General features: G+C 61.4%; 15 protein-coding genes. 14 read left to right on the forward strand and 1 reads right to left on the reverse strand.

The genetic code is table 11. From position 1 onward, the window contains the following. The first annotated feature begins 38 nt into the window (after positions 1–38). The 6 genes from EFB14_RS04515 (at position 39) to EFB14_RS04540 (ending at position 7,175) form a co-directional block, all read left to right on the forward strand. On the forward strand, positions 39–737 hold the full coding sequence (locus EFB14_RS04515) for a GntR family transcriptional regulator (RefSeq protein WP_126823084.1): 699 nt from the start codon (positions 39–41) through the stop codon (positions 735–737). 33 nt (positions 738–770) lie between these two features. Beyond that, positions 771–1,496: an ABC transporter permease gene (locus tag EFB14_RS04520; protein WP_126823086.1), complete on the forward strand. Its 726-nt coding sequence runs from the start codon at positions 771–773 to the stop codon at positions 1,494–1,496. Then, the gene (locus tag EFB14_RS04525) at positions 1,493–2,194 is read left to right on the forward strand and encodes an ABC transporter permease (protein WP_126823088.1); all 702 of its coding nucleotides are present in this window, start codon (positions 1,493–1,495) and stop codon (positions 2,192–2,194) included. Before EFB14_RS04520 ends, EFB14_RS04525 begins: the two co-directional genes overlap by 4 nt. A gap of 12 nt (positions 2,195–2,206) precedes the next feature. Further along, the gene (locus EFB14_RS04530; RefSeq protein WP_126823090.1) at positions 2,207–3,019 is read left to right on the forward strand and encodes an ABC transporter ATP-binding protein; all 813 of its coding nucleotides are present in this window, start codon (positions 2,207–2,209) and stop codon (positions 3,017–3,019) included. Between the two features lie 152 nt (positions 3,020–3,171). Continuing rightward, positions 3,172–6,420 carry an adenylate/guanylate cyclase domain-containing protein gene (locus EFB14_RS04535; RefSeq protein ID WP_126823092.1) on the forward strand — a complete coding sequence of 1,083 codons (3,249 nt, stop codon included), beginning with the start codon at positions 3,172–3,174 and terminating at the stop codon, positions 6,418–6,420. Between the two features lie 74 nt (positions 6,421–6,494). Beyond that, positions 6,495–7,175 (forward strand): peroxiredoxin-like family protein, encoded by a 681-nt coding sequence (locus EFB14_RS04540; RefSeq protein WP_125849919.1) that lies wholly within the window; start codon positions 6,495–6,497, stop codon positions 7,173–7,175. 75 nt (positions 7,176–7,250) lie between these two features. Here EFB14_RS04540 and EFB14_RS04545 read toward each other — a convergent pair whose 3' ends face one another. Beyond that, positions 7,251–7,793: a cytochrome c gene (locus EFB14_RS04545; RefSeq protein WP_126823094.1), complete on the reverse strand. Its 543-nt coding sequence runs from the start codon at positions 7,791–7,793 to the stop codon at positions 7,251–7,253. A gap of 169 nt (positions 7,794–7,962) precedes the next feature. Between EFB14_RS04545 and EFB14_RS04550 the strand changes: the two genes are divergently transcribed. From EFB14_RS04550 to EFB14_RS04590, 8 genes are all read left to right on the forward strand, one after another. Then, positions 7,963–8,448: a cytochrome b gene (locus EFB14_RS04550; RefSeq protein WP_126823096.1), complete on the forward strand. Its 486-nt coding sequence runs from the start codon at positions 7,963–7,965 to the stop codon at positions 8,446–8,448. Between the two features lie 320 nt (positions 8,449–8,768). Beyond that, positions 8,769–9,167, forward strand: coding sequence for a hypothetical protein (locus tag EFB14_RS04560; protein WP_126823098.1), 399 nt, complete (start codon positions 8,769–8,771; stop codon positions 9,165–9,167). An 89-nt stretch (positions 9,168–9,256) separates the two neighbouring features. Next, the gene (locus EFB14_RS04565; RefSeq protein ID WP_126823100.1) at positions 9,257–9,484 is read left to right on the forward strand and encodes a hypothetical protein; all 228 of its coding nucleotides are present in this window, start codon (positions 9,257–9,259) and stop codon (positions 9,482–9,484) included. Beyond that, positions 9,481–10,947: a TolC family protein gene (locus tag EFB14_RS04570; protein WP_126823102.1), complete on the forward strand. Its 1,467-nt coding sequence runs from the start codon at positions 9,481–9,483 to the stop codon at positions 10,945–10,947. The genes EFB14_RS04565 and EFB14_RS04570 overlap by 4 nt, the downstream gene beginning before the upstream one ends. 14 nt (positions 10,948–10,961) lie before the next feature. Beyond that, positions 10,962–12,308, forward strand: coding sequence for a multicopper oxidase family protein (locus EFB14_RS04575; RefSeq protein WP_126823104.1), 1,347 nt, complete (start codon positions 10,962–10,964; stop codon positions 12,306–12,308). Between the two features lie 35 nt (positions 12,309–12,343). Further along, the gene (locus EFB14_RS04580) at positions 12,344–12,823 is read left to right on the forward strand and encodes a cupredoxin domain-containing protein (protein ID WP_126823106.1); all 480 of its coding nucleotides are present in this window, start codon (positions 12,344–12,346) and stop codon (positions 12,821–12,823) included. Between the two features lie 22 nt (positions 12,824–12,845). Beyond that, positions 12,846–13,133 (forward strand): copper-binding protein, encoded by a 288-nt coding sequence (locus tag EFB14_RS04585; RefSeq protein ID WP_125849936.1) that lies wholly within the window; start codon positions 12,846–12,848, stop codon positions 13,131–13,133. A 56-nt stretch (positions 13,134–13,189) separates the two neighbouring features. Next, positions 13,190–13,651 carry a DUF411 domain-containing protein gene (locus tag EFB14_RS04590; protein WP_126823108.1) on the forward strand — a complete coding sequence of 154 codons (462 nt, stop codon included), beginning with the start codon at positions 13,190–13,192 and terminating at the stop codon, positions 13,649–13,651. The last annotated feature ends 31 nt before the right edge of the window (positions 13,652–13,682 follow it).

The raw sequence follows: 13,682 nt of genomic DNA on the forward strand, positions 1-13,682 counted from the left end.
GATACCGGTGAATGGACCAGAGATGGAAGGGGAATTGATTGGCACCGACCAAAACGGAACAGCGAGGATCATTGCGCGAGAGCACGTATGCGCAATTGAAGGACCTGATCCTCAGCGGCCAGCTTCGCCCCTCGGAGCGCCTTTCGGAAATTGCGCTTGCCAAGCGTTTCGGCGTCAGCCGTACGCCGTTGCGTGAAGCGCTGATGAAGCTTGAAGAGGAAGGGCTTATCGTCGGGCAGCGGAATTTCGGCTACACAGTGACCGATCTCGACGTCACCAAATTCTGCAATCTGCTGGTCGTTCGCGAAGCGCTCGATGTTTGCGCGGCCCAACTCGCCTGCGAGATGGCGACTGAGGAAGACCTTGATCGGCTTCGGGGCGTCATCGCCCAGATGGTGGAACTCAAGGAAACGACCAATGAGACGCCGTCGGACGCCGCGCGGAATCTCGATCTTGGACTGCACATCCATCGCGTGATCGTCGAATCGACCCGAAACGAGGCCCTCGTGAGGGCGACGGATCAAATTTACCAGCAGCTTCGCCTCGCACTTTGGCTCGAAGTCCTTTGGGTCGATCTGGAGCACACGGATCTCGATGAGCACCGAGCGATCGCAGATGCCATCTGCGCACGCGACCGGGAGGCGGCCGCCATTGCAGCGCGGGCCCATGTCCAAAGCTCGCTCAAGAACATGTCGAAGCTCCAGCGCATTTGGGCGCACCGGCGCGCTGCCGAGTGAAGCAACCCTGATCTGTCACCAAGAGGTCCACGCATGGCATTTATCGGTAGTTATCTGGCTCTCGTCGGTTTCGGGCCGACCGGTTGGGGCTGGCTGCTTCTGACGGCAGCGGCCATGACAATCGGTGTATCCATCTGCGGCTTTCTGGCTGGAACGGTGATCGGCTCGGTCGTCACCTTCATGCAGCTGTCCCGCCACATGGCGCTGCGCTGGCTTGCCGACTGCTACACGACGGTCCTTCGCGGTGTACCGGACCTTCTGGTCATCTATCTGTTCTATTTCGGCGGCAGCGCATTCCTCGGATCTATCGGCGGCCTGTTCGGGTATCAGGGTTTTATCGGAATGCCGGCTTTCTTGACCGGGACCTTGGCGCTTGGCGTGGTCTCGGCAGCCTATCAGGCCGAAGTATTTCGAGGGGCCTACAAATCGGTTGCACGTGGCGAACTTGAAGCCGCCAGCGCCGTCGGTATGCGGCCATGGCACAAGTTCAGGCGCATCGTCGCCCCGCTCGTCCTCCGTTACGCCATTCCTGGCCTTGGAAACACCTGGCAGCTCGTGTTGAAGGAGTCGGCATTGATATCCGTCACGGGTCTCGTCGAACTCCTGCGCCAGTCGCAAATCGCGGCCGGATCCACCCGCCGACCCTTCGAATTCTACCTGTCAGCGGTCATTCTCTATCTCGTCGTAACCTGGTTCTCCTCAATCGTATTCAGACGAATGGAAGCTCGAACGACCCAGGGCGTAAGGAGAGCGCTATGACGGATATCGGTTTCATGTGGGATACGTTTCTCACGCTTCTGACCGGCGTGCCCCTCACCCTCGAACTTGCGGTCACGTCCATCCTGGCAGGAAGCATATTGGCGCTTGCACTCTCGCTACTGGCGGTGACCGGCGGTGCAACAGGACGAAACATAGCCGGCGCCTATGTCTTCGTCTTCAGAGGTTCGCCTCTCCTCGTTCAGATGTTCCTGATCTACTATGGGCTCGGCCAGTTTCGGCACGGGTTACAGGACCTCGGGCTCTGGTGGTTCTTTCGCGAGCCCTATTGGTGCGCGGTGCTCGCGCTCACTCTGAACACGGCCGCTTACTGCAGCGAAATTTTCCGCGGCGGCCTGCGGGCGGTTTCCAGCCAGGAAATCGAGGCGGCGCGCGCCTGCGGCATGTCGGGCGTTCTTCTGTTCCGACGGATCATCGTGCCCATCGCCATCAGGCATGCGCTGCCGGCCTACGGCAACGAGATCATCCTGATGCTCAAGGCAACGGCGCTCGCGTCCGTCATCACGATCATGGAAGTCACCGGCCTGGCCGGAAAGTTGATCGCCGACAGCTTCCGTGCCTTCGAGATCTTCATCGTCGCAGGGGCGATCTACCTTGCAATCAATTTCATTGTTACGCGCATGCTCTTGCTGGTCGAATTTTGGCTTTCGCCTCACATGCGTATGCGGCTGCAATCTTAGATGGGAGTATGCATGTCTGACAGGGGAACAATTTCGGCGAGCGACAATAAGGACAAAAGCGCTGCCGTTTCGGTCAAGGAACTTCGGAAATGCTTCGGCCCACTGGAAGTCTTGAAGGGCGTTTCGTTCGAAGCGCACGAGGGCGATGTGATATCCATTCTCGGTTCGTCCGGATCGGGCAAATCGACGATGCTCAGATGTCTCAATATGCTCGAAACTCCCGACAGCGGGGAAATCCGTATCGGCGGCGAGGTGTATGGCCTGAAGAAAACGGGGCACAGAACCGTGCCCGCCGACCGCAGGCAGGTCGATCGGATGCGCGAACACATCGGCATGGTGTTTCAAAGTTTTAACCTCTGGTCGCACATGACGATCCTGGAAAACCTGATCGAAGCACCGGTGCACGTGCAGAAACGCGACCGCGCGGAATGCATTGCAGAGGCCGAAGCTCTGCTTGAACGGGTCGGTATCGCCGACAAGCGAAATTTCTATCCCGCGCACCTCTCCGGAGGGCAACAGCAGCGCGCTGCGATCGCGCGCGCGCTCGCGCAGCGTCCGAAGGTCATGCTGTTTGACGAGCCGACCTCCGCCCTCGATCCCGAACTCGTCGGTGAAGTGCTCAAGGTGATGCGCTCGCTTGCTGAAGAAGGTCGCACCATGCTTGTTGTGACGCACGAGATGGCGTTTGCGCGCGACGTTTCCAATAAAGTGGTGTTTCTCCACAAGGGTGTCATCGAAGAAACCGGCGCACCTGCCGAGCTTTTCACGCAGCCGAAGTCCGAACGATTTCGGCAGTTTCTGTCGGGACGAGGCGACGTCGTTTGACGTCTGCTCCAGATCAATGCCGACACGCCGGTCGCCGCTCGTTTAGCGCTTGCGGGCCCGGGGCAGCAGGTTCATGCTTGTCTTCTGTATTGAAGCCCGCCGATAGCGGCTGAATAGCCGGAGCAAAGTGGGCTTTTCGTGAGACGCGTGCGATGGAGTGCGCCGGCTGCGGTTTCGATATTCAAAGCGGTTTTGCTTTCTGTCCGCGATGCGGCGCAAGGCAACCGCTCTCCTGCGCCGCCTGCGGCTTCGCGTGCCAACCCGATTTTGCCTTCTGCCCCCGATGCGGCGCGCCGCTTTCCGGCAAAGTGCAATCCGCATTGAAGCCGAATGCCGAGCCGGCGGTAACGGATAAATCAGACAGCGATGCCGACCGGCGGCCGGTCACCGTGCTCTTTGCCGATCTCTGCGGCTTCACCACCCTGAGCGAGCAGATCGACCCCGAAGTCATGCGTGTGCTTCAAAACGAGTTGTTTGAAGAAATGACCCAGGCGGTCGAGACTTATGGAGGCTTCGTCGACAAGTTCGTCGGCGATGCGCTGCTGGCGTTGTTCGGTGCGCCTGTCGCGCATGAGGACGATCCGATTCGCGCGCTTAACGCCGCACTCGATATGATCGATCGGGCCACGAAGGTCGGCACGCGCTGGCATTCACGCGCCGGTGTGCCGCTGCGTCTGCACATCGGCATCAACAGCGGCCCTGTCGTCACCGGCAGTTTCGGTGCGATCAGCACAAAATCCTATTCCGTGACCGGAGACACCGTGAACACGGCGCAGCGCTTGCAATCCATGGCCGGCGAAAACGACATCCTCGTCGGACCGCTGACCTATCGCCTCACCCGCCATGCCTTCGCCTTCGACAGCCTCGGCGCGCAGACATTGCGCGGCAAAAGCGGAAACGTCCATGTCCATCGCCTGACGGGCCTCCTGGAAGCGCCGCATACGGCGCGTGGACTCGAAGGATTCGGCCTGCAAGCGCCGATGATCGGACGGGATGCTGAGCTGTCGCGGTTGCTGACATGCCTCGATCTTGCCTGCGGCGGTGCTGCACAGCTTGTCCGCCTGATCGGCGAAGCGGGTATCGGCAAGTCGCGGCTGGTGAAAGAATTCGTCGCAATCGCCGCCAATACCGCCCGTTTCCAGGGACTGGCCATCCGCCAGGCCACCTGCTCTCCCCTCGGCGAACAATCCTACGGCACGCTTGCTGCGGTCGTGCGTAGCGCCTACGGCATCGGCGAGCGGGACGATCCCGAAAGGACACGGCACCTGCTGGCAACGGGGTTCCGCGCCCTTGATCTCACACCGGAGGACGTCGACGGGTTGTTGCCGCTGTTTCTACATGTCCTCGGCTTCGGCGACCCTGACGGCGCGTTGCGGCACATCGAACCGGAGCAGTTGCGGCGACAGATCTTCTATGCGGTCCGCACCGTCTTCGAGCGGCGGCTGGGGCAAGGTCCTCTGCTGCTTGTTATCGAGGACCTGCATTGGGCGGACGCCGCCTCGCTGGAAGTGCTTCGCTTCATGATGGATCGGCTGGAGCGCAGCCGGTTGATGATGCTCGTGGTCTACCGGCCGACATCGAAGACCGACCCGCTGAATTCCAATCGTGTCAATGTCACCGTGCAACGTCTTGACCCACTCTTTGCAGCCGATGGGCAGAAGCTGCTTGCCGCCTTTTTCGGCGAGGCTCACGGCAAGCTGCCGGTCACGATGCGCAAGCGCATCCTCGATCGCGCCGGCGGCAACCCGCTTTTCATCGAAGAAATCCTTCGGGGACTGATCGACATGGGCACGTTGCACCATGATGGTCAGCACTGGCACGTGGCGGCCGAAGACACCGTTGTCGATATCCCGGTCAATCTGCAGGCCCTGCTGCTTGCCCGTGTCGATCGTCTGCCGCAGGAGATAAGACGGTTGGCGCAGGAGGCAGCGGTGGTCGGCCCGAAGTTCGATACCGCCCTCCTGCGCACTGTCGCCACCGATCCGGCCGGCATCGATGCCGCATTGGATTACCTTTGCGATGCCAATATCATCGAGGAATTGCGCGGCCCCGATGCCGTCGTGTCGCCGGGCTATCGCTTCAGCCAGACGCTGATGCATGACGTCGTCTACCACAATCTCCTGCTCCAACGGCGGATGGAGCTTCATCGACGGATCGGCCAGGTGCTGGAACGCCAGTATGGCGCGTCGCCCGACCGGCTCGAGCATCTGGCGTTGCTCGGCCATCACTTCAGCCTGACCACCGAAAAGGCCAAAGGAGCCGCTTACCTGATGGCTGCAGGCGACCTGGCGCGCAAGACCTACGCCAATGACGATGCGATGCGCCTTTACCGTCAGGCGCTTGCGGCCTTCGCAAACGAGGCGGAGGTGACGCCGGAGCAACTGGCGCTCCTGGAGCGTCTTGCCGATCTATGCGGCCCGGCCGGTCTGCGAGATGCTGCCCTGAACCACTACCAGCGCGCGCTTGCGATCCAGCGCACCAGGGACGACCCTATCGCCGCGGCGAGGATACTGCGAAAGATCGGCCGCCTGCACCTCGATGCAGGGCGCCGCGATCAAGCGGAGACACATTGCGCCGAAGCCGAAGCGATGATCGCGACGATAGATGCGCCGATCGAACATGCGCATCTCCTGCAGGAGCGCGGCCATCTGGCTTTTCGCATGGGGGATCAGGCCGCGGCCGCCGAGTGGGCGACGCTGGCGCTGCAACGTCTGCAAACGCTCCCGATCGATGGGACGACCGAGGCTGGACGGGAGGCGGCGCGAGCGATGGCGGAGGCGCTAAATACCAAGGGTGTAGCACTTGCGCGGCTCGGACGTCGCCGCGAGGCCGTGCAGGAAGTGGAACACAGCCTCTCGGTCGCCGAAAAGGCCGATCTGCAAAGTGCCGCCTGTCGCGCCTATTCCAATCTCGGCGTTCTCTACACGATCGTCGACCCGGCCAATGCCATCAGGATCTGCCGGCGCGGGCTGGAGGTGGCGACCCGCATCGGCGATCTCGGCTTCCAGGCGCGCCTTCTCGCCAATCTCGCAGTCGCCTGCTGCACTTTCACCGATCGCTGTGCTGCAGAGGGTGTACCGGCGGCGGAAAGGGCCATCGAAATCGACAGGGCGCTCGATCAGCGCGATCATCTCTCCGTTCCGCTGATCGTGCTTGGCCAGATTCATCAATGCCACGGTCAGCCGAAGCTAGCTCGTAAGTATTACGAGGAAGCCCTTGAGGTTGCGGAGGAAATTGATGAACCGCAACTGCTCTTTCCGTGCTATGATGGCTTGGCGACACTCAGCCTCGAACATGACGACATGGACGAGGCGGAACGGTATTTTACGCTGGCACAGGATGTGTGCATCCGCCACAACCTCGATCCAGGTACGCTCGTCGTCTTACCGTTTCTCGACTGACTTGTCCTCGTTGCGGTGATCGCCTGAAATCGATTTGGCAAATCGATTCAAAAGCATAAAGGGAGGAATGAAAGATGCAGGAGAACCACGTAGGAAGACCATTGCAGCCAGGAGATCGCGCGCCGAACGTGGTGCTGGATGCGATCACCCGTCAGGGTAAGATCGCTATCGACGATTTTCGCGGCCAGAAGCCGGTGCTCGTCGGGTTGTTCCGCGGACTGCATTGCCCCTTCTGTCGCCGGCAGATCGCCGCCATGGCCGAACTCACTGACGCATTGCAGGAAAAAGGCATCGACAGCCTGACCGTCGTCAACACGCCGATCGACCGCGCTCGCCTCTATTTCCGTTACCATCCGCTTCCCAATCTGCTGGCGGCCTCGGATCCCGAACGGGTATCGCACAAAGCCTTCGGCCTGCCGAACCTTCAGTTCACAGAAGACGAGAATGACTGGCCGCACAAAATCAGCATGAATGCGGTGACGTCTATGCGCATTGACATGCCGGACGAGCTTCCAGCGCCCATGGACCTGATGGCCGCGGTGGAATATCTCGACAAGGCGGACGGCTATGACTTCACCGAGGACGACAAGCAGATGATCGCCACCGGCCACGGCCAACTCGTCGGCGAATTTCTGCTCGATCGGGATGGTGTCGTGCGCTGGTGTTTCACTGAAGTCGAGGACGGTGGCAGCCATATGTTCGGCGGCCCCGCGCCGCGGGAAGTGATGTCGGCAGCGTCGAATATGGCTGTTTGAAGCGAATGAGGCCGCGCTTGAAGGGTCGGACGCTTGGACAAGGCGGGCAACTTCCAGTCCCGCGTGATCGCGCCCTTATTCCGTCCTGAACTTGGCGTGGCAGGTCGTGCAGGTCTGGAGCATGAGGTGGAACGCGTGTTCCGCCGGCATTGCCGATAGCTCCTGCTCGTTGCGGACGTGGGTGCCGAGCGGCCCGCCGCCCATGGCCTCTCCAGGCTTCATGCGCATGCTGGCGGGCATCGGTCCTGGGTTATTCTGCGCAGCGGCGTCCAGCGCGACCGCGTAGTCGCGCAGGTCGTTCGCGATGCGGTCGAACCGCTCGCGCTCCTCGCGGATATTCGGCCTGGCCTTCGACTGTGGACTGGCGGCCTCGGATGCGAAATGCCCAGAGAGCACGACACCCGACCTGTCGCGGATGGCGTCGGCCGCCGATCTGAACTCGGCAGCCTTGTAGTTCGCCGGATCCTTGAACATGTCGGAGATCCTCTTTGCCGCCGCGGCCATGGCCTTCATGTCCGCCTGCCGAAGCGCTACGACATCCTCGGCTGCCGACGACGGGACTGCGGTGATCAGCACCGCTTCCACGACGGAGAACAGTCCGAAAATGATCCGTCTCATAAGGCTGCGTTCCGAATCCGAGATCATGCCACTTGCTTCCGATATCCGTTCTCATCTGGGCAGCAAAAAGGCGGACGCCCTCCCCGATACGCTGCCATCTCACGAAGGGGGCAATCAGGAAGCGTTAACCGTCGCCGACTAATCTGAGCCTCTCGCTGGGAGAGGATCGATGAAAGGTGGCTATTCGCTGGCCCAGATAGGGCTTCACTGGCTGATCGCCCTCATGGTGCCGGTCCAGTATCTGACGGGCGGCAGTATCGAGAGAACCCACCACGCCGTCCACATGGGCATGACCCCATCGTACTGGGACGTCGTCCAGCACCACCTTCACAACTACGCGGGAATAGCGATCGGAGTGGCGATGGGCGTGCGGCTGGTTGTTCGTATCCTTCAACCGCCTGAAACGGGTGAGCCCACCTCATGGACCGGTCGGGCCGCCTCGGCTCTTCACCATGCCTTCTACGCCGCGATCATCGGGCAGGCCTGCATGGGATTCGTCGCGAGCTACTTCTGGTTCGGAATTGCCCCATACCACGTCATCGGGTCGAGGATCATACTGGGAATGGTCGCGCTGCATCTCGCCGCTGCAGCGTGGCACACGCTGGCGGTTCGCGACGAGACTGTCGACCGGATGGTGTTTCCGCGTCGAAAGTAGTCAATCGAAAAATTGAAACGTGGCCAGCGCCAGAACGACGTAGCGTCCTGTCTTGGCAACGAACACCACCGACCAGCAGGGGCTCCGACTGCATCGGCAATATCGTCACCGCACCGAGAGCGGCGGCGAAAAGGCCGAAGTATGATGCGAAATCGATCATGGTTAGAAAAGAACGGCTCCTGTTGACCTTACCACCGTGGGAAGCTCTAGCCTGTGCACACCGTGATGTTCGCGCCACATAAAGGACTCGAAGATCAACGAGACATAGGTCCTAATTGAAATCGCGCTGCTTTGCATGTAGCTCGTTGGGAATGGGCAAGATGTACCGAATCACAATGAGCAGACTGCTCGTGATGATGCGGCTGGTGATCATCGTATCACTGGCGGGGTACTCGATGTCGAGCGCCAACGCCGCGATGCACGGCTCCTCGTTCCCCGATCTGAAAGCCATCGTCTCGGACGTAATGCCTTCCCATGAAGGCCACGACATGACGGAGGCCGCCCGTCACGGCCACTCGCACGGCGATGTGTCCGATGATGGCGATGGCCCGTCGAAGCTCGTCAAGCAGGAATGCTGCAAGGACTTCTGCGGCGGCTTTGGCATCATCTGTGCAGGCCCCGACGTCGGGGGGCCTGTCGTGACCTCGATCCGACAGTTCGCCGACGACCGCACGACCCTTGGCGAACTGCCGACCCTCGACCGTCCCCCGAATATCTGAATAGAGACGCGCCCGCTTGATCGGGTCCAGCCGGACGCCTGCCTTTTAGGCGAGCGCCCGTAGGCTATCTCTTATTCGGAAATTTCATAATGAAACCCTCTCTTTTCGTGGTGGGGCTGCCGCTTGTTATCGGCGGCTGCGCATCCACGCTTCCTCCCGACGTGGTGGCGTCCCCCGCTGCAGTCGAACAGCCGTCCCCGCGCCCGATCGCATACCAGTCGCCGATCTCGGGCTATGTCGCCAGGCAGCCCGTCGATCCCAAGCCGTGGCGTAGACAGAATGACCTGCAGTCTCCCCCGAAAGGAGACGCCTCATGATCGACCTTAGAAAACTGATGTCCGTGCTGGCGTTCCCGCTGGTGCTGAGCGGCTGTGTCACGGGCGCCGAATATTCCAGCAAGCAAGCAGGCTTCGCTTCCGTTGCCGACAAGACAGCAATCGCGACCGCGAAGCAGACAGTCTGGATCCAGAACCAGAACCAGGCCCGCTCTGCCGCCGCTGAGGTCAAAGACCTGCTCGCGCGACGGAAAGTCCTCGACGTCGAGACGGCCGTCCAGATCGCGCTGCTCAACAACAGGGGTCTCCAGGCCGCATACGCCGATCTTGGCGACAGCGCCGCCGACGCCTGGCAGTCGACGATGTTCATCAACCCGACCGCCTCCATCGGCACGACGGGCATGGGGACGCCGGAACTGGAGGCGTTCAAGACCATCGAGGGGATGATCACCACGAACATCCTGGCGCTCGCGACGAGGAACCGGGACATAGCGATCGCCGACACCCGCTTCCGGCAGGCGCAGTTGACTGCGGCGGTAAAGACACTCCAGGTCGCCGCCGACACGCGGCGAGCCTGGATCGGCGCGGTGGCGGCCTGGGAGAACGTCGGGCAGCTCCAGCGCGCTCAGGCAACAGCGGACGCCGCTTCCGAGCTCGCGGAGAAGCTGGGCGAGACCGGCGCGATGACCAAGGGCGCCCAGGCCCGTGAACATGTGTTCGTCGCCGAACTTGCCGGAGAGACCGCGAAGGCCCGCCTGGCGGCACGCCTGACCAAGGAGGAGCTGACGCGGCTCATGGGTCTTTGGGGCTCCGACCTGGACTACCAGGTTCCCAAGAGCCTGCCGCCGCTGCCTGGGTCCGTCGCCAGACGCGACACCATCGAGACCGAGGCACTCCGAAACCGGATAGACCTCCAGGTGGCGAAGCTCGAACTCGAGGCCACTGCCAGGTCGTATGGTCTGACCGAAGCGACGCGCTATGTCACCGACCTCGCGATCCTGACCGGTTTCGAAACCGAACGGGAAATCGAGGACGACGAGAAGAAGACGAGGACGACGGCCCAGGTCGAACTGGAGTTCGCGATCCCGATCTTCGACACCGGCAAGGCCCGGATGCGCAAGGCCGAGGTGGCCTACATGCGTGCGGCGAACCAGCTGGCGGAGAAGGCCGTCAACGTCCGGTCGGAGGCGAGATCCGCGTATGAGGCCTACCGCTCGAACTACGACATCGCCCGACACTACCGCAATAGCGTCGTGCCGCTGCGCACCAAGGTCGAGGAGGAATCCCTGCTGACCTACAACGGCATGATCACCAACACGTTCGAGCTGCTGACCGACACCCGCGACAAGATCAACTCCATCCTGCTCTCCGTCAACGCGAAGCGTGACTTCTGGCTGGCCGAAGCCAACCTCGCGCCTGCGATCTACGGCGGCGGCGCGACGAACGCGTCGGCAGAGACCGAGGTCGCCGCTGCTTCCGAGAGCGGCGGTGGCGGCGGCCATTGAGAAAGGAAACCACCATGTTCAATAGACGACAACTGTTCGGTGCCAGCGCGGCCATGCTGGCGGCGGGAGCCTGGACGAAGACGTCGGCGATGGGCCTGCCTGACGCCCCGACAATGGAATCGGCGGACATGCAGCCGCCGCTTCACCCGACCTCGGGTCCGGACTACCAGCCGGTCGTCACCCTCAACGGCTGGACCCTACCCCACAGAATGAACAATGGCGTCAAGGAGTTCCACCTCGTCGCCGAACCGGTTGAGCGCGAGATGGCCGACGGCATGACCGCCTACCTCTGGGGCTACAACGGCCAGTCGCCAGGCCCGACGATCGAGGCGGTCGAAGGCGACCGCGTCCGCATCTTCGTCACCAACAAGCTGCCGGAGCACACGACGATCCACTGGCACGGCATGATCCTGCCGTCCGGCATGGACGGTGTCGGCGGGCTGACGCAGCCGCACATCCCTGTCGGCAAAACCTTCGTCTACGAGTTCGACCTCGTGAAGTCGGGAACCTTCATGTACCACCCGCATTCCGACGAGATGGTGCAGATGGCCATGGGCATGATGGGTTTCTTCGTCGTCCATCCGAAGGATCCGAAGTTCATGCGCGTCAACCGCGACTTCGTCTTCCTGCTCAACGCCTACGACATCGATCCCGGCTCCTACGTGCCGCGGATCATGGAGATGACCGACTTCAACATGTGGTGCTGGAACAGCCGGGTGTTTCCGGACATCAGCCCCCTCGTCGTTTCCAAGAACGACCGGGTGCGGGTCCGCGTCGGCAACCTGACGATGACGAACCATCCGATCCACATGCATGGCTACGACTTCGAGGTAACATGCACCGACGGCGGGTGGGTACGTCCAGAGGCGCGATGGCCGGAGGTATCCATCGACATTCCCGTCGGGGCGATGCGCGCCTACGAGTTCGACGCGAAGTATCTCGGCGATTGGGCGATCCACTGCCACAAGTCGCATCACACGATGAACGCCATGGGTCACGACATCCCAACCTTCATCGGGGCGGACAAGTCGAAAGTCACCGAAAAAATCCGGAAGCTTCAACCTGATTACATGCCGATGGGAACCAAAGGCATGGCCGATATGGGCGAAATGGAAATGCCCATTCCCGAGAACACCGTCCCCATGATGACCGGCTGGGGTCCGCACGGCCCCATCGAGATGGGCGGCATGTTCTCGGTCGTGAAAGTCCGCGAGGGTATCTCGGCGGACGACTACTCCGATCCGGGCTGGTACGAAAACCCGCCCGGATCCCAGGCCTGGGAGTGGACCGGCGAACTGCCGGACGCGACCAAGGCCAAGGACGCGAAAACCCAAATCACGCCAAAGCCGACAAACGGCTGAGATTCAATCTCCCACACCCAAAAAAGGATCTACGCATGAGGAATTTTGTACTGGCACTGGCTCTCGCAGCCCTCGCGATCCCCGCGTTCGCCTCCGGCAACCACGCCGGCGGCCATGGCGAGAAGATGGTCATCGGAGAACCCGGCGACAAGGCCAAGGCGACGCAGACCATCCGCGTCACGATGAAGGAAACCGAAGACGGGAAGATGTTGTTCACCCCTGCCGTCTTCAACGTCCGCAAGGGACAGACGGTCAAGATCGCGATCAAGAACGCCGGAACCGTCGACCACGAGTTCGTGCTCGATCAGGAAGACAAGATCATGGAGCACAAGAAGGTCATGGAGAAGTTCCCGGAAATGGAACACGCCGATGCCAATTCGATCCGCCTTCCGGCCGGCCAGTCCGGCGAGATCGTCTGGAAGTTCACCACCGACGGCGAGTTCAAGTTCGCCTGCCTGATCCCCGGCCACTATGAGGCCGGCATGCACGGCGATGTCAGCGTCGCCGGAAAGTAATCGAAACCAAGGAGACACAGAGATGAAATCCGCAATGATCAAAATCGGCGTAGCCGCCCTGCTCTCGGCCAGCGCTGCCTTCGGCGCATTCGCTGAGGAATTCACCAAGGGCGTCGTCAACAAGGTCGATGCCAAGGCGAAGAAGGTCACCATCAAGCACGAGGATCTGAAGAACCTCGACATGCCTGCAATGACGATGGTCTTCCGCGTCGAGGACCCGGCTCTGCTTGAAAAGCTGAAGGAAGGCTCGAACATCGAGTTCGTTGCCGAACGCGTGAATGGCAAGCTGACCGTCACCGAGGTAAAATAGCTACCTCCTGCCGCCCGGATCGAGGCCGGGCGGCAGGACGTCGAGGAGTGGAGACGATGCACAGGAGAAGCTTCATCGCGATGGCGGCATCCGCCCTGGCGTTCGTTGACGGAGGAGTCCGCGCCGCCGCCCCGGCGAAAATGACAGTCTACAAGGATCCAAACTGCGGTTGCTGTCATGAATGGTCGAAGGCGATGGCTGTGGCAGGATTTTCCGTCGATGTCCGCGACACCGACGACCTTGCCGCGGTCAAGGCACGGCTGGGCGTGCCTGCCGACATGGAAGGATGCCACTCCGCCATCGTCGACGAATACTACCTTGAGGGACACGTCCCGCTCGAAGCCATCCAGCGTCCGCTTCGGGAGCAGCCGCCGGTCCGAGGATTGGCCGTGCCGGGCATGCCACCTGGTTCGCTGGGGATGGGCGACGCCCCCCAGGCATCCTTTGACGTCTATGCGATCCCCTCGGGGACAGGCGCGCCATACGTGTTCATGCGGGTCCGCCCTCATAAGGGATGACATCGCGATCGATTAACCCATGTCGTACTGC

Origin of the sequence: Rhizobium fabae (assembly GCF_003985135.1) — a bacterium.
GTDB lineage: Bacteria > Pseudomonadota > Alphaproteobacteria > Rhizobiales > Rhizobiaceae > Rhizobium > Rhizobium pisi.